Below are 19,699 nucleotides of genomic sequence, written 5' to 3' on the forward strand. Positions count from 1 at the left end.
TTCATTTGTGAAGCATGAACATTGTTATCTAGTTTTGAGAGAACATTCTCTCCATCAGGTTTGGTGGCGATAGCGAAGAGGTCACACCCGTTCCCATACCGAACACGGAAGTTAAGCTCTTCAGCGCCGATGGTAGTTGGGGGTTTCCCCCTGTGAGAGTAGGACGCCGCCAAGCTTCTATCAGGATCAGTTCCATTTGGAACTGGTCTTTTTTGTGCAGATTGAGGTTCATGCATCATACTTTATCTCATTCCATTTGTTTGATGAAAGATCGTTGCACCTTCTTATGTCCAAGCGTAGCATGTGAAACACTTGAACCTAAAGATGTTCATGGCATAAAACCTTATCTATACAAAACAATAGAGAGACAGAGTATGAGCTTATATAGGGGCACTCCATATATCTTTAATTAAATTGAAGATGTGTAAGTCTATTCGATTTCTATAAATGCTTTACGTCTAGAGATACCTATATCATTAAAGTATAAAAATGAGAGACTGCTAATATTTCTGAAGGAATTGAACGTTTTGAAAGAGAATATAGAGGAGAGAAAAGTTCAGCTGTTGAACGTTGAACAGCAGCTGTATGAATAGGTGATATGACGATCTTTTGTTAAAAAATAACGCAATGAAAATTGAAATAAAATTTTTTTAATATAGCCTTTACAAATGATTAAAACCTGTATATAATAATCTTTGTCGGATCGAGAGATTCCTACATAGTGGAGGATTAGCTCAGCTGGGAGAGCATCTGCCTTACAAGCAGAGGGTCGGCGGTTCGAGCCCGTCATCCTCCACCATATTTATTCTTACATAATGTCAGGATAGATAAAGCCGGTGTAGCTCAACTGGTAGAGCAACTGACTTGTAATCAGTAGGTTGGGGGTTCAAGTCCTCTTGCCGGCACCACTTTCATATGGTAAGATAGACAAGTCGCTTTTAAAGCGAGCCATTAGCTCAGTTGGTAGAGCATCTGACTTTTAATCAGAGGGTCGAAGGTTCGAGTCCTTCATGGCTCACCATGTTTCATGCGGGTGTGGCGGAATTGGCAGACGCGCTAGACTTAGGATCTAGTGTCTTTATGACGTGGGGGTTCAAGTCCCTTCACCCGCATTGCCAAATAAAATAAAGAAATCCTGTAATGCGGAAGTAGTTCAGTGGTAGAACACCACCTTGCCAAGGTGGGGGTCGCGGGTTCGAATCCCGTCTTCCGCTTATACCATCCACGCCGGGGTGGTGGAATTGGCAGACACACAGGACTTAAAATCCTGCGGTAGGTGACTACCGTGCCGGTTCAAGTCCGGCCCTCGGCATTATAAATAAGCGCCCGTAGCTCAATTGGATAGAGCGTTTGACTACGGATCAAAAGGTTAGGGGTTCGACTCCTCTCGGGCGCGCCATTAAGATCGGGAAGTAGCTCAGCTTGGTAGAGCACTTGGTTTGGGACCAAGGGGTCGCAGGTTCGAATCCTGTCTTCCCGACCATCTTTTATGGGGCCTTAGCTCAGCTGGGAGAGCGCCTGCCTTGCACGCAGGAGGTCAGCGGTTCGATCCCGCTAGGCTCCACTTTTTAAAAGATTGTTTTGATCATGGCGGTGTAGCTCAGCTGGCTAGAGCGTACGGTTCATACCCGTGAGGTCGGGGGTTCGATCCCCTCCGCCGCTATAAAGGACCTTTAGCTCAGTTGGTTAGAGCAGACGGCTCATAACCGTCCGGTCGTAGGTTCGAGTCCTACAAGGTCCACCATCTATACGGAGGAATACCCAAGTCCGGCTGAAGGGATCGGTCTTGAAAACCGACAGGGGTGTCAAAGCCCGCGGGGGTTCGAATCCCTCTTCCTCCGCCATATTTTTTTTAAAACCATATCATCGCGGGGTGGAGCAGTTCGGTAGCTCGTCGGGCTCATAACCCGAAGGTCGCAGGTTCAAATCCTGCCCCCGCAACCAAAATGGTCCGGTAGTTCAGTTGGTTAGAATGCCTGCCTGTCACGCAGGAGGTCGCGGGTTCGAGTCCCGTCCGGACCGCCATTTTTCAAAAGAATACTTGGCTCGGTAGCTCAGTTGGTAGAGCAACGGACTGAAAATCCGTGTGTCGGCGGTTCGATTCCGTCCCGAGCCACTTTTATAAAAAAATATTCATAGTATGGCGGTTGTGGCGAAGTGGTTAACGCACCAGATTGTGGCTCTGGCACTCGTGGGTTCGATTCCCATCAATCGCCCCATACATATTTTTGCGGGTGTAGTTTAGTGGTAAAACCTCAGCCTTCCAAGCTGATGTCGTGGGTTCGATTCCCATCACCCGCTCCATTTGTATATCTGTTCATGGGCCTGTAGCTCAGCTGGTTAGAGCGCACGCCTGATAAGCGTGAGGTCGGTGGTTCGAGTCCACTCAGGCCCACCATGATCTTCCGCAGTAGCTCAGTGGTAGAGCTATCGGCTGTTAACCGATCGGTCGTAGGTTCGAATCCTACCTGCGGAGCCAAATGGAGAAGTACTCAAGTGGCTGAAGAGGCGCCCCTGCTAAGGGTGTAGGTCGCGTAAGCGGCGCGAGGGTTCAAATCCCTCCTTCTCCGCCATTATTGTATGGCCCGTTGGTCAAGCGGTTAAGACACCGCCCTTTCACGGCGGTAACACGGGTTCGAATCCCGTACGGGTCATTTTTAAAAGAGATCTTGTCAAAGATCTCTTTTTTGTTTTCTTGAAAACGAAAGACCGCTATCATGGCGGTCTTTTTTTACATATTCATGGAATAGATCGTATAAGACAAGTATGTCGCAAAGAAGCCCCATAAGACATAAGGGATCAGTAAAATTGGAACGACTTTGCTTAGTTTACGTGAGACGATGACAAGTGCAAGTGCTGTCAGTGCAACGAGCAGGCAGTCGATCGTAGCCACAAACAAATCCTTTTGTGTAAATTGAAAAAAACTAAAGGCTTGATTGAATACGTAATTTAAAAGGAAAAGAATCCAAAATGGTAAAGTGATTTTTTGGAAACCATATTTTCCATAAATGATCGCTGCGGACAATGAGATGAGTGCAAATAAAACAGCCCACACAGCACCAATCACACCGCCACCAGGCGTCCATTCTGGTTTATTTAATGCGTCATACCATTCTCTGTCGATGGGGAACAAGAATCCGGCAATAGAGAATAGTGCGTATGTAATAAAGAAGACGACAATTGCCCAAATGATACTTTTTCTAGCCATCAAGAATCTCCTCCAATCAAATTCACTCTTAAAGTGATTTCCCAATCATTACATGATATAAACATAAAGCCCCCAATATGAGGGGACTAATGATTTTCTTCTGTATAAGGTTCTTCCTCGTACGGTTTCAAGTCACCAAATACCGTCATGACACCTTCTTCGTCTAATGCTTCTTCATAGGCCTCGTGTGCTTTGTTCGGATACACCTTGCTTGCTTTTCCTTCAATATCAGCAGCTGCGAATCCTTCGTAGTCCTCCACATAATCTTCATCTTCTGATTGTGTATACACATCATCGTATGTCAAAGGTGGGAATTCCATATCAGACGGGGTATCAGAGTTTCCGTAGCGTTCTACGTCTTGGTAGGCATCCTCTCCGTCGTACGCAGCACTTTCTTCATTTTCAAATTGTCCAGCTGGTGGACTTAATAAATCCTCTTCAATCGGACGGTTTTGTGAAACGGTCTGTTCTTTTGAGTGCTCTGTACATGTGACGGCAGTAGGCAAGGCTTCTAAGCGTTCCTTTGGAATAGGAGCCTTACAGACCTTGCATAGTCCATAAGAGCCGTCTGCAATGGCTTGAAGTGCTTCATCGATGTCTAACATATGTTCATGTTCCAAGCTGTTTAAAGCAATATCTTTCCCACGTTCGAACAGCTCTGTCCCTTGATCGCCCGGGTGGTTATCATAGGCAGACAGTTCTCCGACTGAATCGTAAGGAAAGGATACTTTCTGTTCATCGTCATGGCTTTTGGCTTCAAGTTCTTTCTTTTCATCGAGAAGGCGCTGCTTCAAATGATGTAATTCGTCTTTTGACAACAAAGCGATCATCCTTTCATATCAAACATATTGTTAGTATGAGCAATTTTGTATGTAAGACTAGTTCCAATTTGAAGCAATTCCTAATTAAAAAAAACGCCTGCGGCTGCAGGCGTTCTTTGTTACGCGATATAGTATTGTAAGATCAAAGCGATCGTCAGCAGAAAACCAAAAAATGTATTGGTTTGAGCTGTAGATTTCATGGCATTCATTAATTCAATCGGTTTTTCTTTTTGCTTAAACTCTTTAATGGCTGTATAGGCTTTTGGCACACTGAGTAAAACAAGAAGACTCCAAAGACCGACGATATCTGTGAAGATATAAACAAAAATGAGTACATATGATACCAAAAACATGGAAAGTAAAATGTTCACTGCAGCTTTACGTCCAGCAAGGATGGCAAGTGTTTTTCGTCCATTTTCCTTATCCCCGTCTAAATCACGGATATTGTTCGACAGTAAGATGGCACCAACTAAAATAGAAATTGGTAGTGAAATGAGAACAGCTTTAGACGTCAGTGTGCCTGTTTGGATATAGAAACTAATCAGGATAATCCCTAATCCCATAAAAGCACCTGAAACAAGTTCTCCAAACGGTGTATATGCAATTGGTACAGGGCCGCCAGTATAGAAATAGCCTGCTGCCATACAAATAAGACCTATTAGTGCAATCCACCAGCTAGACATCATGCAAATATATACCCCAAGTAATAAAGAAAGTGCAAATAGTGCATAAGCGAGGCTGAGGACTGTCTTTGGCTTCACACCGTTTCTTACAATGGCTCCGCCGATGCCGACAGATTTCTCGTTGTCCAGCCCGCGAACATAATCAAAGTACTCATTAAACATGTTTGTTGCGATTTGGATAAACATAGATGCAAACAGCATGGCTAAAAATAGCCCAACATGTATTTGACCACTTGGAAGTGCTAAAACAGTTCCTAAAGTAACGGGAATAAAAGCCGCTGTTAGTGTATGCGGTCGTAGTAAATTCCACCAAATTCGCCAGTTTTTATCAGGCTTTATTGGTGAAAGCTGATCTGATATCGATTGATGCTGCATAAAATATACTCCTTTAAATAAAAAAATACGTACACGTCCAAATTCCAGTTTAGCAAAGTTCAAAAAGGTGTCAATATATTGATGCGATGAATCGGGAAAAAGATGTTTGCTAATCGTTGCCATATCGAAGGAAAGCTTGATTTTAGAACGGTCCTGCCATTTTGCTTTAGATGCTCTCGTTTCAATAAGCAAGAGCGAAAAAATCTTGAAAGCGTGATATAATAAGGATTCGAGGTTTTAGAAGCTGTTTTCTTTACTAAGTTCATCTGTTAAGGTTTATAATAGAAAAGCAGGTCATTCGACATATTCGAATGTTCATGTATTTTTTCATTATGTTTTTATTTTTTATGTAATTCATGGATTTTGGAGGAATGTATCATGGTGACAACAGTGCAAAGTACTTTCCGGCAGGAAGCGCTTGCGACATTAGAAGAAGCGAATAACGTCAACCATGCTGTTTTGATAAGCTACTCCAGAAGAGTTGACGATCTGGATCCTCTTGCCTTTTTCCAAAGCGGCGAAGCGGATTTTTTAGGCGAGCGGTTTTTTTGGTCTGATCCAGAAAGCCAAATGATATTTTCTGGACTTGGCAGAGCGGCCGTCATTAAATCATCTGAGCAAGGCAAGGAACGATTCGATATAGTCCATCAAGAATGGGAACAGCTCAAGCAGCACATGTTCCATTTTCATGATGAGAAGGAGTTAAAGCAAGCGGCTGTTGGTCCGCTTTTATTTGGAGGATTCTCGTTTGATCCGTATGAAGAGAAGGCGCGTCATTGGGAAGCATTTGGCGAGGCTCATTTTTTTGTGCCATCGATCATGCTGACTGTCTCAAAAGAAGGCAGTTTTCTTACGATCAATGAGTGGAAGCAGGTGGACGGGAATGTTCATCAGCTTATTCAGGAATTAGAACAAAAAGCCTCTCGTTTCGAGACATTGCCAGTTCGGACTGGTGGACAAGCTGAACTTGTTCATGTGGAAGAGCTGGATGTGAAGGAATGGATGAAGGCGATCGAAGAAGCGACAGACCACATTCGTGCAAACGAATATGAAAAGGTTGTTTTAGCAAGAGAAGTCTTGCTTCACTATAAAAATCAAATTGAACTCGCTCCACTATTAGCGGAATTATTAAAGCATCAAACAACGAGTTATGTATTTGCGGTTGAACAGGGAAGACAAGCATTTGTCGGAGCCACGCCGGAACGCTTAGTGAAAAAAAGCGGCGGAGAGGTCTTTTCCTCCTGTTTAGCAGGTTCCATTGTTCGCGGAAAAGATGAAGCGGAGGATCACGCATTAGGCGAGGAACTGCTGCATGATGAGAAGAATTTGATTGAACATCAAATTGTTGTCAATATGATTGAGCAAGCATTTGAAGCGAATTGCCTTCACGTGCATAAACCAAATCAACCAAGTCTTTATAAAACAAAAAACATTCAGCATTTGTTTACACCGATTGTGGGAGAAATTAAAAGCAGCTGTTCCCTCTTTTCATTAATTGAGCAGCTCCATCCGACGCCGGCACTAGGCGGATATCCAAAGGAAATGGCGGTTGAAGTGATTCGTGAAATCGAACCGCTCAAGCGCGGCTGGTATGCAGCGCCCGTAGGCTGGATTGATTCTCAGGATAATGGAGAATTTGCTGTAGCCATTCGGTCAGGTCTTATTGAGGAAGACCGTGTTCGTTTGTTCGCTGGCTGCGGAATTGTAGAGGATTCCCTTGCAAAGCAGGAGTATGAAGAAACACAAGTGAAGTTAAGACCAATGCTGTCTGCTCTTGGAGGTCATCCTATTGAATAATCACATCATGACAACATATATAGGCAGATTGATGGATGAATTCGTCCAAGGTGGTGTGAAAGAGGCAGTTGTCTGTCCTGGTTCTCGATCAACTCCGCTTGCGATGCTGGCCCTTGCTCATCAAGACATCCATGTTCATGTTTTAGTGGACGAACGGTCTGCTGCTTTTTATGCGCTTGGTCTTGCAAAAGCAAGTCAATCACCAGTGCTGCTTATTTGTACATCAGGTACGGCAGCTGCTAACTTTTATCCAGCCGTTGTAGAGGCGCATTATTCTCGTGTACCTCTTATTGTTTTAACTGCTGATCGGCCGCACGAATTGAGGGAAGTTGGGGCACCTCAAGCGATTGATCAGCAATTCTTATTCGGTAAGTTTGTTAAATGGTTCACAGACTTAGCATTGCCGGAGGACAGTCAAACGATGTTGCGTTATGTTCAGGCGGCAGCTGCGAGAGCAAATCACATGTCGATGCAGGAGCCAAAGGGGCCTGTTCAGGTCAATGTACCTCTGAGAGAGCCATTGCTTCCTGATCTGTCTATTAATCCTTTCGCGCGAGAAAAAGAGGATACGAAAAAGGTATTAGCATCAGGTCAGGCTTTCCCTAATGATCGGGTGATGTCTGAAATCGTAACCGTCATGAACCAATCCAAAAAGGGATTGATTGTGGCTGGTGAACTTCATACACAGGAAGAAAAAGAGGCGGTTTTACGCCTTTCGAAAGCCCTGCATTTACCTATTTTAGCTGACCCACTTTCTCTTTTGCGCAACGGGCATGAAAATGAAGATCTCATTATCGATGCGTATGATTCTTTATTAAAAGATGAAGCATTACAGCAGCATCTATTGCCGGATATGGTCATTCGTTTTGGACCGATGCCTGTATCTAAGCCTTTATTCAAGTGGCTGGAAAAACATGCGGAAGTGAAGCAGATTGTTGTAGATGCTGCCGGAGGTTTCCGTGATCCTGGGTTAAGTGCTTCGTACGTTATAGAAAGTCATGTGGCTGCTTTTGTAGATGCAGCATTAAATCAAGAAGTCCAACGTAAAGAGACAAGTTTCTTAAACCGATGGCAGAATGCTAATTCTTCATTCAGAACGCATGCTGCCCACTATTCAGATGAGGATTTGTCCTTTGAAGGGAATGTGTACCGTCAGCTTCAGCACCTCTTGCCAAAAGAGAGTGTCCTTTTTATCGGAAATAGTATGCCGATTCGTGATGTAGATACATTTTTTGAAACTCAGTCCAAGCCTTTTCGAATGATGGCGAATCGCGGAGCAAATGGCATTGACGGCGTTGTGTCTACAGCACTTGGCACGTATGCAGCTTTGAAGCAGCCTGTCACTTTAGTCATTGGAGATTTATCATTTTATCATGATATGAACGGTCTGCTTGCAGCTAAGCTGATGGACATTCCGCTGACAGTTGTTTTAATAAACAATGATGGGGGAGGTATCTTTTCTTTCCTTCCACAGGCGTCTGATGAACCGTATTATGAAAAGCTCTTTGGAACGCCGACAGGACTGAATTTTGAGTATGCATCGAGGTTATATGGGGGAACCTATTCGAAACCCGCAACGAAACAAGAGTTGCATGATGTGTATATGGCGCATATCGATGAACCTGGGCTTCATTTAATTGAAATTGAAACAGATCGTCATTCCCGTGTAGACAAGCATCGTCAAATGATGGATGACATATTGGAAGAAGTGAAAAAAGAATGCCTTCTCTCATCATAAGAATGCGTGATGGGGTAGCGTACGAAGTGGTGGATCAGAACCCATCGGCAGCAAATGCCACATTATGCTTACACGGCTTCACTGGAAGTGCAGCGTCTTGGACGTTCTTGAATGCTAATTTGGAGAATACAAGACTGATTCAGGTCAGTTTGCTTGGACATGGGCGTACGGACTCGCCAGAAAGTGTGAGAAGATATGCGATGTCTCAGCAGCTGGCAGATCTTGCAGAGATTTTAAACCAATTAAAGCTTCACAAAGTGAATATTCTCGGATATTCTATGGGAGGGCGTATTGCTTTATCATTTGCCGCTCGTTATCCAGATCGTGTCAACAAACTGATCCTTGAGAGTACGTCTCCAGGGCTTCGCACATTTAAAGAGCGGATGGCAAGACTGAAGCAGGATCATCAACTCGCCCAAAAAATCAGGCATGAAGGCTTAGTGAAGTTTGTGGATTTTTGGGAGAGCATTCCTTTGTTTGCTTCGCAGAAAGCTTTATCAGCGGAAAAGCAGGCTCAACTGAGAGAAGGAAGACTGAAAGCCAATCCACTTGGGCTGGCTCGCAGCTTAGAAGGCATCGGAACAGGTTCACAGCCGTCTGTTTGGAAGGCATTAAAGCATATTCATTTGCCTGTTTTGCTCATTTGCGGAACTCTTGATGAAAAGTTTTTCCATATCGGCAAACGTATGCAGCAGGAGCTGAAAGGAAGTCAATTCATTTTGGCTGAGCATGCTGGGCATACAGTTCATGTGGAACAACCACAGTTTTTTGGTAAAATAGTAAGTGAGTTTATTTTAGCGCAAGATTAGAGGAGGAAATATTGATGGCTATTGAATGGCAAACTGAGCGTCAGTATGACGAAATTTTATATGAAACGTACAATGGTATCGCAAAGATTACGATTAATCGTCCACACGTACATAACGCGTTTACCCCAAAGACTGTTAGTGAATTAATTGATGCATTTTCACGAGCTCGTGATAATTCAGAAGTTGGTGTGATCGTACTTGCAGGTGCTGGCGGAAAAGCATTCTGTTCTGGTGGAGACCAAAAAGTCCGCGGCCATGGCGGTTATGTAGGAGACGATCAAATTCCACGTCTAAATGTATTAGACTTACAGCGTTTGATTCGTGTCATTCCAAAACCGGTTGTTGCGATGGTTGCAGGTTATGCAATCGGAGGCGGACACGTTCTCCACATAGTGTGTGATCTGACAATTGCAGCAGATAATGCGATTTTTGGACAAACAGGTCCAAAAGTAGGCAGCTTTGATGCCGGTTACGGTTCAGGCTATCTTGCACGTATTGTGGGTCATAAGAAAGCGAGAGAAATCTGGTACTTATGCCGTCAATACAATGCACAAGAAGCGCTTGATATGGGACTTGTTAACACAGTTGTCCCATTAGATCAGCTTGAAGAGGAAACGGTGAAGTGGTGTGAGGAGATGCTAGAAAAGAGCCCGACTGCTTTACGATTCTTGAAGGCTGCATTTAACGCAGATACAGATGGGCTAGCTGGAATTCAGCAATTTGCAGGAGATGCGACTCTTCTTTATTACACAACAGATGAAGCAAAAGAAGGACGCGATTCCTTTAAGGAAAAACGCAAGCCGGACTTCGGTCAGTTCCCGCGTTTCCCTTGATTCAATGATATTAATGAACAACAGCTTAGTGCATCAGACTAAGCTGTTTTCTTTTACGAAAAGGAGGTGTCTCATGATGAAGCAACCTAATTGGCTGCTGCACCGTGCCTATTTAACACCAGATCGAGTCGCACTTATTTATCAAGAGAAAGAGTGGACATTTCACGAATTAGCTCAAGAAGCGGACGAGCTTTCAAATAGACTTGCACAAGCATCATTGAAAAAAGGGGAAACAGTTGCGCTTTTGATGAACAATCATCCTCACATGGTGATGCTTGTACATGCGTGTTTTTTATTAGGATTAAAAATCGTGCTATTGAATAATAAGCTGACAAAAGCTGAAAGGCGCTATCAGCTAGAAGATGCAAAAGCAGCGGCGTTATTAACGGAATCTATTTATGCGAGCGATCATGAGGGTGATTTACCCGTTTATACAATGGAAACTTTACCTCAACCAGGGAAAGGCCATGAAAAAAAGATCGAGAGCGAATTTGATTTGAATGAAACAGCAACCATCATGTATACATCTGGGACAACAGGACGTCCAAAAGGTGTAGAGCAAACGTTTGGCAATCATTTTCATAGTGCTGTTTCCTCTGCATTGAATTTGGGTCTCAGAGAGGATGACCGCTGGCTCATCGCCCTGCCTCTTTTTCATATTAGCGGTTTATCTGCCTTATTTAAGTCTGTAATCTATGGAATGACAGTCGTGCTTCATCAGAAGTTTGACGTTGATGAAGTAAAGGGTTGTATTGAACGGCATCGTGTGACGATGATTTCTGTTGTGCAGACGATGTTATCTCGGTTATTAAGCAGACTAGAAGAATGTCCGTCTTCTTTGCGTTGTCTTTTATTAGGCGGAGGACCTGCGCCATATGCGATGCTCCAAGAAAGCAAAGAGAAGGGCTTTCCTGTTTTTCAATCGTACGGTATGACGGAAACCTGTTCACAAATTGTGACGCTTGCACCTGAATTTAGTGTAGAGAAGCTTGGGTCAGCGGGAAAACCTCTTTTTGGGTGTGAACTGAAAATTCAAGATGGTGATCGCATTTGCCGTCCTTTTGAGCATGGCGAAATTATGGTGAAAGGTGCAAATGTGATGAAAGGATACCTTTACCGTGAAGAAGCGACCGCGGCTGCCTTTCATGAGGGCTGGCTGAAGACGGGGGATATTGGCTATGTGGATGAGGAAGGGTTCTTATTTGTGCTTGACCGCCGTTCAGATTTGATTATTTCTGGCGGAGAAAATATTTATCCTGCGGAAATTGAAGCGGTTCTTCTAACACATCCGCATGTAAAGGAAGCCGGAGTAACGGGTATGTATGATGATAGATGGGGAGAGGTACCGGCTGCTTTCCTTGTAACGGATGATAAGATACCGGAGAATGAGCTCTATGCTTTATGTGAGTCGCATTTAGCCAAATATAAATGGCCCGCCGCTTTTCACTTTGTGAACGAGCTGCCAAGAAATGCATCGAATAAATTGCAAAGGCACAGACTCAGATCAAAGGGGTTTTCAAATGATTCAAATTGAACGAGTAATTTTATATCATGTCACGATGAAGCTTAAACAACCATTTACAACAAGTCTTGGAACCATTTCAGAGCGTGAGTTTATTATTGTTGAAGTAAAAGATCAAACAGGATTGACTGGATGGGGAGAGGTATCTGCTTTTTCTTCTCCTTGGTATACAGAAGAAACAATTGAGACTTGCTATCATATGCTGAGGGCTTTCTTTATCCCGAACGTGCTGACGCGCACCTTTACACATCCTTCAGAAATACCTGACAGTCTGTATCAATTTAAAGGCAATAGGATGGCCAAAGCAGGCATTGAAGCGGCTGTTTGGGATATTTATGCGAAGCGTGAGAATAAGTCTTTACGAGATGTATTAGGCGGCACAAAAGATAGAATACCATCTGGTGTTGTGGCGGGGTTAGGCCCTATTGACGATATGCTTGAGCAAATTCAGCAATTTGTTGATCAAGGCTATCAGCGGGTGAAGGTAAAAATTAAACCGGGACAAGATATTGGACTTCTTCAAAAGATAAGAGAGTCTTTTCCTGATCTGCCATTAATGGCAGATGCAAACTCTGCTTATGAATTAAAAGATATTAGCAAGCTCAAGCAGCTCGATGATATTCGCTTATTAATGATTGAACAGCCTCTAGCTGCAGATGATATTGTGGACCATCGCCATTTGCAAAAACATTTAAAAACGCCGATTTGTTTAGATGAAAGTATTTGTTCTTTAGATGATGCCAGAAAAGCTGTAGAGCTTGGCAGCTGTCAAATTATTAATGTGAAGCCTTCACGAGTTGGCGGACTGACAGAGGCTCTTAAAATTCATACGTTCAGTAAGGAGCATCAAATTCCGTTATGGTGCGGGGGGATGATTGAAACAGGTATTTCCCGCGCGCAGAACGTGGCACTTGCTTCACTTCCTCAATTTACAATTCCCGGTGATATTTCAGCTTCGTCAAAATTTTGGGAGCAGGATATCATTTTTCCTGAAATTAAGGTTGAAAATGGGTTTATTGAGGTGCCTTGCTCGCCAGGAATGGGCGTGGAAGTTGATTACCAAGCGCTCCGTTCGTTTTCAGATAAAATCGACGTGTTTACAAAACATGATTTTGTGAGATAAAAACGAAGAAATCACCTTTTGCTTATCCAATAGAATGGATGTATAGTGAGGGAAAGTTTTTCCTTCCTGTCTGAACAAAAAGAAAGAGCGGTGAACCGCTCTTTCTTACTCTTCTACCAGCTCGCTGTCATAAGCAAGCTGTCCGATATACTGATGCATTTCATTGGGCATGTTTGCTGCATGTCCATATTCATAATCCCAAAGGTTTAAAAAGGAGTGAGCGGCTTGATGGAATGCGGCTTCATCCGCGTCATGAATTTCGTCAAAAAACGTTTGAAGCAGCCGATCGTGTTTCAAATTGAAGCGCCTCCTTTAATGAGACTTAAAGATCTTGTGGTTTAAACGTTTTACAATCCGTTTCTTCACTTTTCTCAGCCGTATTTCCTGTGTGGCTGACGACATAGATTGCATCTGCACCACAGCGGTTTCCAGTATTCCAATAGGAACAGTTATTGACTTCACAAAGGATTTTTTGACTCATACAGATGACCTCCTTTTGAGTATGTCTTTCATCTATAATGTAACCGAAATGAAGCTCGTCCATTCATGTTAATCTTCCTGACGAATATAGCGCTTATCCTTCATAAATAATTTCCAGAAGAAATAGAACCCAGGAAATAAGATGATAAAACCTACAATATAGGTGATAAATAATGCCCTAAATGTGACAGGGTCTGTAAATCCAGACATGATTGTAATATCTGGATAGGCCATGTAAGGCAAGTGAGCACGTCCGTACACGTAGCTTGCTAAGAAATATTGAATGGTAATCGCAATGACGGCAAGGCGTGGTCTCCCTTTCCGATGCTTAAAACGGCTGTTTGGTAAAAATAGAGCTAGTCCTGCTAGCAGGAACATTAGGAGAGATACAAGAAGAATAGGGATGTTCTGCATCATTTTTGTGAACAGCCAATTCGCCTCGCTTCGTAATGTCAGCATGATAAAAAAGGCCATCATGAGTGAAAGTGGACCTGTAATGAGCGCCCCTCTTCTATAAATGCTGTAAGCTTCATCTTCATTAGCTACATTAGAGAAATCAGCTAAAAGCAAGGACGAAAGAAAAAGGGTGCTGAAGATGGCAAAGCCGACAAAAGAATAAACATTTGCACTTGTAAAAACCAGTCCAAGATCTAAAGAGTAGACGTTGTTCTCCTGAAAGATAAATCCACCATGGGTAATTGGGAGAACCATGATCAGGATGGACGGAATGATAAAGCCGCTGATCCCTGAAATATAAGTCACCGCTTTTCGGTATTTCTTAGGCAGTGAATGAGAAAACACGAGAAACCCGCTTCGCAGTGCAAGAAGCAATAAGATGATGCTGCCGGGTATTAATAAAACGGTACCAAGTACAAAGGTCGCACCTGGAAACAGGCTGAACAATGCGACAACGATGGCCACAATAAAAACGTTTGTCACTTCCCAAGTTGGAGAAAGATACTTATTCGCAATATTAGCTGCCTTTGTTTGTTCTCTATTCATATAAATCATCGACCAAAATCCTGCGCCGAAATCCATTGATGCCATCACTGCATAGATAAAAACGAATCCCCATAAGATGGTGATTGCAATGAGCGCATCAGTTGTAACATCCATTTGCATCAAGATCGCTCCCTTTTTAAGATTCTGTTAACCGTAGGTCTTCTTCAATCGTATGTTTTCTAAAGTAGTACGTCAGCACAATAACGGTTGCTATGCCTAAGATGAGATAGACAATGGCAAAAAGGATAAAAAGTGTCCCGATCGAGCCAGATGATGTGACAACCTCGGAGGTTTTGAGCATTCGATAAATGACCCATGGCTGACGGCCTGTACAAGCAAAGATCCAGCCAAATTCAATAGCCAAAAGGCTAAGAGGCCCGCCGAATAAGTAAAGAAAAAGAAGCCACTTCGGAAATTTTTCACGTTTTAAAATTTTACGGTAAAGCAGTGCCAATACCGCAAATAGAATGAGCACCGATCCAATAATGACCATGCCGTTAAATAATGTGTGTATAAATAAAGGCGGCCACTCGTCACGAGGAAAATCATTTAACCCTTTGACCACCGTATCGAAGCTATTTCCTGCGAGAAAACTAAGCGCCCAAGGAATTTCGATCGCACCTTTAATTTCCTGCGCATCAGCATCCGTAAAACCACCTATTGCAAGAGGCGCATGTGATTGCGTTTCAAATAAACCTTCAGCTCCAGCCAGCTTTTCAGGCTGATATTCATACAGAAGCTGAGCGGATTCGTGGCCATTTAAGGCTGTTAGAAAAGAGAAAAGTCCTCCTACAATGAGTCCAAGAAAAAGGGCTTTTCGATGAAATGTATAGAGCTTCTCATTTTTTTTAGTTTTGAGCATTTTAAAAGCTGCAACGGAAGCAATGACAAAAGCACCTGTTGTAAAAGCAGACAGCACAACATGTGTAGCAGTCACAGCAAAGCTTGGATTGAAAAAGGCCTTCCAAGGCTCGATGTTTGTAATTTCTCCATTCACCATCTGAAAGCCAGCAGGTGTCCCTTCAAAAGCATGTACGTTTGTAATCAGAATCGCTGATGCAGCTGCACCAATGACGATAAAAATAACCGTAATGATGCGCATTGCATTTGATAGGCGATCCGCTGCGTACACATAAATAGACATAAATAATGCTTCTATAAAGAACGCATAGATTTCAATCTGGAATGGCAGTGACATGACTTTTCCGATAACTTCCATAAAACCTGGCCATAAAAGGGCAAGCTGCGTACCAGCAATCGTGCCTGTTGGAATGGCGACCCCTAACAGAACAGCCTGTGCTTTTGTCCATCGCTTGGCCATGATGGCATAATGCGGGTCCTTCGTTTTTTGAAAGATGAGTTCAGCTAACAAAATCATTAGCGGGATGCCAACGCCAAGCGAGGCATAAATAATATGAAAGCCCATGGTTGTGCCGAACAGGCTTCTAGCTAAAACGAGATCAGTCAATTTTTTCTCCGCCTTTCTTATCGCTTCTCTTTTTCATAATGCTTATTATTCTCCACCATTTTTAGATTATTCTTCCTGACTAAGAAAGCTTGTTTTTTGACAAGTTGTATAAGAGGGAGTAGAATATAACTATAAAACGTAATCATTACGTTTTGGTAGCGAAAGGAGTTTTGACATTGAAAAGAGATATTCATCCAACCTCACATGAAGTTGTATTTATGGACGTAAACAGCGGTTACCGCTTCTTGAGTAAATCAACAAAGACATCAAATGAGACAGTAGAGTGGGAAGATGGGAAAACGTATCCTGTCATTAAAGTAGAAACAAGCTCTGATACGCATCCTTTTTATACAGGACGCCAAAAATTCGGAGAAAAAGGCGGAAGAGCCGAGCTGTTTAAGAAAAAATATCAAATGTAATCAAAAAAGCACGCCTGATAACGGTGTGCTTTTTTACAGCAAAAAACCCCGGCTGATAAAGCCCGGGGTTCAAAACATTAATCATTTAAAGCGGTGTTTAATGTCTTTAAGTTTTGTTTCATTAAGCTGACGTAGCTTTCGCCATTTTTGGCATCATCTTCAGTAATGGATTCTAGATTTTTAAGGGTTAAGCTTTTTGCCCCAATTTCACTGCGGATCGTATCTGATACTTTGCTGCTGACGTTGTTTTCAAAAATAACGTATTGAATGTGATGCTTTTCCGCTTTTTGTACAATGTTTTCGAGCTGCTTTTGTGAAGGCTCTTCGGAAGCAGATAATCCTAAAACGCTGATTTGCTCAATTCCATAGCGCTTTTCCCAATAACCATAAGCTGCGTGGGAAACAAGAATTTCTTTATGTTTGGCTTTAGATAACGTTGTTTTGAATTCTTGATCTAGGGATTGTAAATCTTTTTTTAGATTTTCATAGTTTTTTGTGTATTCTTTTTTATGATCTGGATCTAATGAGACGAGTGTGTCTTTAATGTTTTTCGCCATTTGCTGCGCATAAACTGGGTCTAACCATGCATGAGGGTCTTTATCTCCGTGATCGTGCCCGTCATGGTCGTGGTCTTCACCTTCATGATCGTGATCTTCGCCTTCTTCATGTGCATGTTCTTCATTTGTCGATAACAATTTGATGCCTTCGGCTGCTTTGACTGTTTTCACACCTTGGTCTTTTAATGTGGCAGCAGTTTTGTCTGCAAATGCTTCAGCCCCTGTGCCGCTGTAGATAAAGGCATCACCTTCAGCCATTTCAACCATCGTTTTCGAACTTGGTTCAAAACTGTGTGCATCTGCATTGGCAGGATACACGCTCTGAGCATGAACGTGAGAGCCGCCAATTTTTTCAGTGAAATCTTGGATTGGAAAGATCGTGGTGTAAATGATTAGTTTCCCGTCTGCCTTTCCTTTTGAAGCATTAGTGCCCGCACTGCTTGAGCACGCGGCAAGGCCGATCGCGAATAAAGCAGCTGTTAAAATAAAAAAGATTTTTTTCATGTAGAAAATGTCTCCTCTCAATCTAATAGATAGAAATGATTACGATTTAATGTCCTGAGTTATTGTATCGTAATAATTACGATTTGAAAAGAGGAAAATAAAAAATTTTCGTCAGCAGATGTTTCCTCTAAAAAAATAAGCTGCAAAACGTGACGAAATTTCTTACATTGTGCTATATTTATTTTTAAAAAAAGATAAAGGAATGGACAAACGTATGAAACTTTTAGATGAAATCATCGAATATAATCAACAATTTATTGAAGAAAAGAAATACGAAGAATTTACAACAACAAAGTTTCCACAGAAAAAAGCTGTCATTCTATCGTGTATGGATACAAGACTTGTTGAACTGCTTCCGCGTGCAATGAACATGAAAAATGGCGATATTAAGATTGTCAAAAGTGCTGGAGCGCTTGTTTCTCATCCATTTGGAAGTATTATGCGAAGCATTTTAGTTGCTGTGTATGAATTAAATGCTGACGAGGTATATGTCATTGGGCATCATGATTGCGGGATGAGCAAAATTGACAGCCAGACACTTTTAAATAAAGCCGTTGAGCGTGGTATTCCAGAAAAGCGTATTGAAGTACTGGAATACTCAGGAATTGATTTTAAACAGTGGCTCAAAAGCTTTAGTTCAGTTGAAGAGAGCGTAAAGGACAGTGTGTCCGTAGTAAAAAATCACCCGCTTCTTCCATCAGATGTACCTGTACATGGGCTTGTCATTGACCCTGGAACAGGGAAGCTTGACTTAGTTGTCAACGGATATGAAGAAAAGTAAGTTACTTTTCCTTTTTAGGCGGAACAGGATCGATGCCGCCGGGGTGAAGCGGATGACATTTTAAAATCCGCTTTATGGTAAGCCAGCCGCCCTTGATCGCGCCATGCGTTTTGATCGCCTCAAGTCCATAGTTTGAGCATGTTGGATAAAACCGGCAGCTTGGCGGTGTAAGTGGGGAAATACATTTTTGATAAAAGCGTATCATGCCGATAAAAATTTGTTTCATAGAGGTTCCTCCTTGTCTGTCTTCCACAGTATAAGAAAAAAGGACAAGGAAGGAAAGTTTTATATACTAAACTGGTCGGAGAAATATGTTATAATATAGGAAATTGCAATTATAGGAGTGGTGATTATGCCTTCAGTTGAAAGCTTTGAACTTGATCATAATGCTGTAAAAGCGCCATACGTTCGTCATTGCGGCGTTCATAAAGTGGGATCAGATGGGGAAGTAAATAAATTTGATATTCGTTTTTGTCAGCCTAACAAGCAGGCGATGAAACCTGATACGATTCATACATTAGAACATTTGCTTGCGTTTAATATTAGAACACACTCAGAGAAATATGATCATTTTGATATCATCGATATTTCTCCAATGGGCTGCCAGACAGGCTACTATTTAGTTGTCAGTGGTGCACCAACTCCAAAAGAAATCGTTGAACTTCTTGATGCAACATTCAAGGATGCAGTTGAAGTAACAGAAATTCCTGCTGCAAACGAAGAGCAATGCGGCCAAGCGAAGCTGCATGATCTTGAAGGAGCAAAACGTTTAATGCATTTCTGGCTTTCTCAGGATCAAGAAGAGCTTTTAAAAGTATTTGGTTAATAGAATGATGAACCGGACATTTAGATGTCCGGTTTTTTATTTGAATTCCAACAGTGATGTCAAAATAGGGGATATTTGTTAAAATGGACATGTCAGTAAAAGAAGGGGGAAACGCACGATGCGAAAAATGTTGGGAATAATTCTGATGCTCACGTTATTAAGTGCATGTGGAAACTCTGCAGCAAACAGCGGAAAAGGGGAAGTGCCTGAGTTATTAGAAGTAAAGCTTACAGGACCTGAGCAAGTGGAGAAAAATGAAAGCGTTATAGTAAAAGCAGCTGTCACATACGGTGATACGCCTGTTGATGATGCAGATGATGTTCAATTTGAAGTGTGGAAAGATGGCGACAAGGATAACAGCAAGATGATTCAGCCAAAGAAGGAAAACAAAGGTGTATACGAATTGCACACAGCCTTCAAAAAAGATGGCCTTTATATCATACAAGTCCATGTGACAGCTAAACAGCAGCATAATATGCCGAAAACGAACATCCACGTAGGTGAGGTGAAAAAAGAGAGTTCATCTACTGAAGATGAAGAAACCTCACATCATTAAAAGCGGTTTCATTTTGGATTAGGACGTTGGTTTGGTTCAGTATCTTGTGGTGAATCGACTTTATGCTTATATTCATAAGCCTTCGATGTCGTCCATAATGATAAAAAGACAACGATTGAGATAATGATAAAGCTGATAATCCCAAGTAACAGCATCTAACTCCCTCCTTATTTCCATATTAACATATATTTCATGCA

General features: G+C 42.3%; 20 protein-coding genes, 21 tRNA genes and 1 rRNA gene. 32 read left to right on the forward strand and 10 right to left on the reverse strand.

Going from position 1 to position 19,699, the window contains the following annotated elements:
* Positions 1-59: 59 nt before the first annotated feature.
* The 22 genes from rrf (at position 60) to AOQ70_RS05885 (ending at position 2,654) form a co-directional block, all read left to right on the forward strand.
* Positions 60-175 (forward strand): 5S ribosomal RNA (gene rrf / locus AOQ70_RS05780).
* Positions 176-723: 548 nt separating this feature from the next.
* Positions 724-799 (forward strand) — tRNA-Val (locus AOQ70_RS05785).
* Positions 800-832: 33 nt separating this feature from the next.
* Positions 833-908 (forward strand) — tRNA-Thr (locus AOQ70_RS05790).
* A gap of 37 nt (positions 909-945) precedes the next feature.
* Positions 946-1,021, forward strand: a tRNA-Lys gene (locus AOQ70_RS05795).
* Between the two features lie 8 nt (positions 1,022-1,029).
* A tRNA-Leu gene (locus AOQ70_RS05800) sits at positions 1,030-1,112 on the forward strand.
* A gap of 30 nt (positions 1,113-1,142) precedes the next feature.
* Positions 1,143-1,214 (forward strand) — tRNA-Gly (locus AOQ70_RS05805).
* 12 nt (positions 1,215-1,226) lie between these two features.
* A tRNA-Leu gene (locus AOQ70_RS05810) sits at positions 1,227-1,312 on the forward strand.
* Positions 1,313-1,322: 10 nt separating this feature from the next.
* Positions 1,323-1,399, forward strand: a tRNA-Arg gene (locus AOQ70_RS05815).
* A 7-nt stretch (positions 1,400-1,406) separates the two neighbouring features.
* Positions 1,407-1,483, forward strand: a tRNA-Pro gene (locus AOQ70_RS05820).
* A gap of 8 nt (positions 1,484-1,491) precedes the next feature.
* Positions 1,492-1,564, forward strand: a tRNA-Ala gene (locus AOQ70_RS05825).
* A gap of 25 nt (positions 1,565-1,589) precedes the next feature.
* Positions 1,590-1,663, forward strand: a tRNA-Met gene (locus AOQ70_RS05830).
* Positions 1,664-1,667: 4 nt separating this feature from the next.
* Positions 1,668-1,744, forward strand: a tRNA-Ile gene (locus AOQ70_RS05835).
* A gap of 7 nt (positions 1,745-1,751) precedes the next feature.
* Positions 1,752-1,844 (forward strand) — tRNA-Ser (locus AOQ70_RS05840).
* 23 nt (positions 1,845-1,867) lie between these two features.
* Positions 1,868-1,944: transfer RNA gene (locus tag AOQ70_RS05845), tRNA-Met, on the forward strand.
* Positions 1,945-1,948: 4 nt separating this feature from the next.
* Positions 1,949-2,025, forward strand: a tRNA-Asp gene (locus AOQ70_RS05850).
* Positions 2,026-2,043: 18 nt separating this feature from the next.
* Positions 2,044-2,116 (forward strand) — tRNA-Phe (locus tag AOQ70_RS05855).
* A gap of 27 nt (positions 2,117-2,143) precedes the next feature.
* Positions 2,144-2,219 (forward strand) — tRNA-His (locus tag AOQ70_RS05860).
* A gap of 11 nt (positions 2,220-2,230) precedes the next feature.
* A tRNA-Gly gene (locus tag AOQ70_RS05865) sits at positions 2,231-2,304 on the forward strand.
* 17 nt (positions 2,305-2,321) lie between these two features.
* Positions 2,322-2,398, forward strand: a tRNA-Ile gene (locus AOQ70_RS05870).
* 6 nt (positions 2,399-2,404) lie between these two features.
* Positions 2,405-2,479: transfer RNA gene (locus tag AOQ70_RS05875), tRNA-Asn, on the forward strand.
* 3 nt (positions 2,480-2,482) lie between these two features.
* Positions 2,483-2,573: transfer RNA gene (locus tag AOQ70_RS05880), tRNA-Ser, on the forward strand.
* Between the two features lie 9 nt (positions 2,574-2,582).
* Positions 2,583-2,654, forward strand: a tRNA-Glu gene (locus tag AOQ70_RS05885).
* Positions 2,655-2,731: 77 nt separating this feature from the next.
* Here AOQ70_RS05885 and AOQ70_RS05890 read toward each other — a convergent pair.
* From AOQ70_RS05890 to AOQ70_RS05900, 3 genes are all read right to left on the reverse strand, one after another.
* Positions 2,732-3,208 carry a TspO/MBR family protein gene (locus AOQ70_RS05890; protein ID WP_024424942.1) on the reverse strand — a complete coding sequence of 159 codons (477 nt, stop codon included), beginning with the start codon at positions 3,206-3,208 and terminating at the stop codon, positions 2,732-2,734.
* An 86-nt stretch (positions 3,209-3,294) separates the two neighbouring features.
* Positions 3,295-4,029 carry a TraR/DksA C4-type zinc finger protein gene (locus AOQ70_RS05895; RefSeq protein WP_058838175.1) on the reverse strand — a complete coding sequence of 245 codons (735 nt, stop codon included), beginning with the start codon at positions 4,027-4,029 and terminating at the stop codon, positions 3,295-3,297.
* Between the two features lie 119 nt (positions 4,030-4,148).
* Positions 4,149-5,087 (reverse strand): 1,4-dihydroxy-2-naphthoate polyprenyltransferase, encoded by a 939-nt coding sequence (locus tag AOQ70_RS05900; protein ID WP_039183276.1) that lies wholly within the window; start codon positions 5,085-5,087, stop codon positions 4,149-4,151.
* 378 nt (positions 5,088-5,465) lie between these two features.
* Between AOQ70_RS05900 and AOQ70_RS05905 the strand changes: the two genes are divergently transcribed.
* The 6 genes from AOQ70_RS05905 to menC all read left to right on the forward strand — a co-directional run bounded on the left by AOQ70_RS05905 (position 5,466) and on the right by menC (position 12,909).
* Positions 5,466-6,884, forward strand: a complete 1,419-nt coding sequence (locus AOQ70_RS05905; RefSeq protein ID WP_059375200.1) for an isochorismate synthase — start codon at positions 5,466-5,468, stop codon at positions 6,882-6,884.
* The gene (gene menD, locus AOQ70_RS05910; protein WP_059375205.1) at positions 6,877-8,622 is read left to right on the forward strand and encodes a 2-succinyl-5-enolpyruvyl-6-hydroxy-3-cyclohexene-1-carboxylic-acid synthase; all 1,746 of its coding nucleotides are present in this window, start codon (positions 6,877-6,879) and stop codon (positions 8,620-8,622) included. Before AOQ70_RS05905 ends, menD begins: the two co-directional genes overlap by 8 nt.
* Positions 8,604-9,431 (forward strand): 2-succinyl-6-hydroxy-2,4-cyclohexadiene-1-carboxylate synthase, encoded by an 828-nt coding sequence (gene menH / locus AOQ70_RS05915; RefSeq protein WP_059375208.1) that lies wholly within the window; start codon positions 8,604-8,606, stop codon positions 9,429-9,431. Before menD ends, menH begins: the two co-directional genes overlap by 19 nt.
* A gap of 14 nt (positions 9,432-9,445) precedes the next feature.
* On the forward strand, positions 9,446-10,264 hold the full coding sequence (menB, locus tag AOQ70_RS05920; protein WP_039180914.1) for a 1,4-dihydroxy-2-naphthoyl-CoA synthase: 819 nt from the start codon (positions 9,446-9,448) through the stop codon (positions 10,262-10,264).
* Between the two features lie 73 nt (positions 10,265-10,337).
* On the forward strand, positions 10,338-11,798 hold the full coding sequence (locus AOQ70_RS05925; protein ID WP_059375213.1) for an o-succinylbenzoate--CoA ligase: 1,461 nt from the start codon (positions 10,338-10,340) through the stop codon (positions 11,796-11,798).
* Positions 11,785-12,909, forward strand: coding sequence for an o-succinylbenzoate synthase (gene menC, locus AOQ70_RS05930; protein WP_059375216.1), 1,125 nt, complete (start codon positions 11,785-11,787; stop codon positions 12,907-12,909). The genes AOQ70_RS05925 and menC overlap by 14 nt, the downstream gene beginning before the upstream one ends.
* A gap of 105 nt (positions 12,910-13,014) precedes the next feature.
* Here menC and AOQ70_RS05935 read toward each other — a convergent pair whose 3' ends face one another.
* From AOQ70_RS05935 to AOQ70_RS05950, 4 genes are all read right to left on the reverse strand, one after another.
* Positions 13,015-13,206, reverse strand: a complete 192-nt coding sequence (locus AOQ70_RS05935; RefSeq protein ID WP_041086813.1) for a hypothetical protein — start codon at positions 13,204-13,206, stop codon at positions 13,015-13,017.
* A 25-nt stretch (positions 13,207-13,231) separates the two neighbouring features.
* Complete coding sequence (locus AOQ70_RS05940; RefSeq protein WP_008342921.1) at positions 13,232-13,390, reverse strand: DUF1540 domain-containing protein; 159 nt, start codon at positions 13,388-13,390, stop codon at positions 13,232-13,234.
* Positions 13,391-13,458: 68 nt separating this feature from the next.
* Entirely contained in the window at positions 13,459-14,505 is a 1,047-nt protein-coding gene (locus AOQ70_RS05945; protein ID WP_169510868.1) for a cytochrome d ubiquinol oxidase subunit II, read from the reverse strand.
* Positions 14,506-14,527: 22 nt separating this feature from the next.
* Complete coding sequence (locus tag AOQ70_RS05950) at positions 14,528-15,859, reverse strand: cytochrome ubiquinol oxidase subunit I (RefSeq protein WP_039180899.1); 1,332 nt, start codon at positions 15,857-15,859, stop codon at positions 14,528-14,530.
* Positions 15,860-16,035: 176 nt separating this feature from the next.
* Between AOQ70_RS05950 and AOQ70_RS05955 the strand changes: the two genes are divergently transcribed.
* Entirely contained in the window at positions 16,036-16,278 is a 243-nt protein-coding gene (locus AOQ70_RS05955) for a type B 50S ribosomal protein L31 (RefSeq protein ID WP_034665302.1), read from the forward strand.
* A gap of 77 nt (positions 16,279-16,355) precedes the next feature.
* Here the strand turns inward: AOQ70_RS05955 and AOQ70_RS05960 are convergent, their stop codons facing one another.
* A complete protein-coding gene (locus tag AOQ70_RS05960) occupies positions 16,356-17,339 on the reverse strand; it encodes a metal ABC transporter solute-binding protein, Zn/Mn family (protein ID WP_047203536.1) in 984 nt (327 codons plus the stop codon).
* Positions 17,340-17,553: 214 nt separating this feature from the next.
* Here AOQ70_RS05960 and AOQ70_RS05965 point away from each other — a divergent pair, with 214 nt between their 5' ends.
* Entirely contained in the window at positions 17,554-18,120 is a 567-nt protein-coding gene (locus AOQ70_RS05965) for a beta-class carbonic anhydrase (RefSeq protein WP_024424929.1), read from the forward strand.
* A 1-nt stretch (position 18,121) separates the two neighbouring features.
* Here AOQ70_RS05965 and yidD read toward each other — a convergent pair whose 3' ends face one another.
* Positions 18,122-18,346 carry a membrane protein insertion efficiency factor YidD gene (yidD, locus tag AOQ70_RS05970; protein WP_041107381.1) on the reverse strand — a complete coding sequence of 75 codons (225 nt, stop codon included), beginning with the start codon at positions 18,344-18,346 and terminating at the stop codon, positions 18,122-18,124.
* 126 nt (positions 18,347-18,472) lie between these two features.
* Here yidD and AOQ70_RS05975 point away from each other — a divergent pair, with 126 nt between their 5' ends.
* The gene (locus AOQ70_RS05975; RefSeq protein WP_059375219.1) at positions 18,473-18,946 is read left to right on the forward strand and encodes an S-ribosylhomocysteine lyase; all 474 of its coding nucleotides are present in this window, start codon (positions 18,473-18,475) and stop codon (positions 18,944-18,946) included.
* A 118-nt stretch (positions 18,947-19,064) separates the two neighbouring features.
* Complete coding sequence (locus tag AOQ70_RS05980; RefSeq protein ID WP_059375222.1) at positions 19,065-19,502, forward strand: FixH family protein; 438 nt, start codon at positions 19,065-19,067, stop codon at positions 19,500-19,502.
* An 8-nt stretch (positions 19,503-19,510) separates the two neighbouring features.
* Here the strand turns inward: AOQ70_RS05980 and ytzI are convergent, their stop codons facing one another.
* The gene (gene ytzI, locus AOQ70_RS05985; RefSeq protein ID WP_059375225.1) at positions 19,511-19,657 is read right to left on the reverse strand and encodes a YtzI protein; all 147 of its coding nucleotides are present in this window, start codon (positions 19,655-19,657) and stop codon (positions 19,511-19,513) included.
* Positions 19,658-19,699 lie beyond the last annotated feature (42 nt).

Source organism: Bacillus sp. AM 13(2015) (assembly GCF_001518755.1).
Lineage (GTDB): Bacteria > Bacillota > Bacilli > Bacillales > Bacillaceae > Bacillus > Bacillus safensis.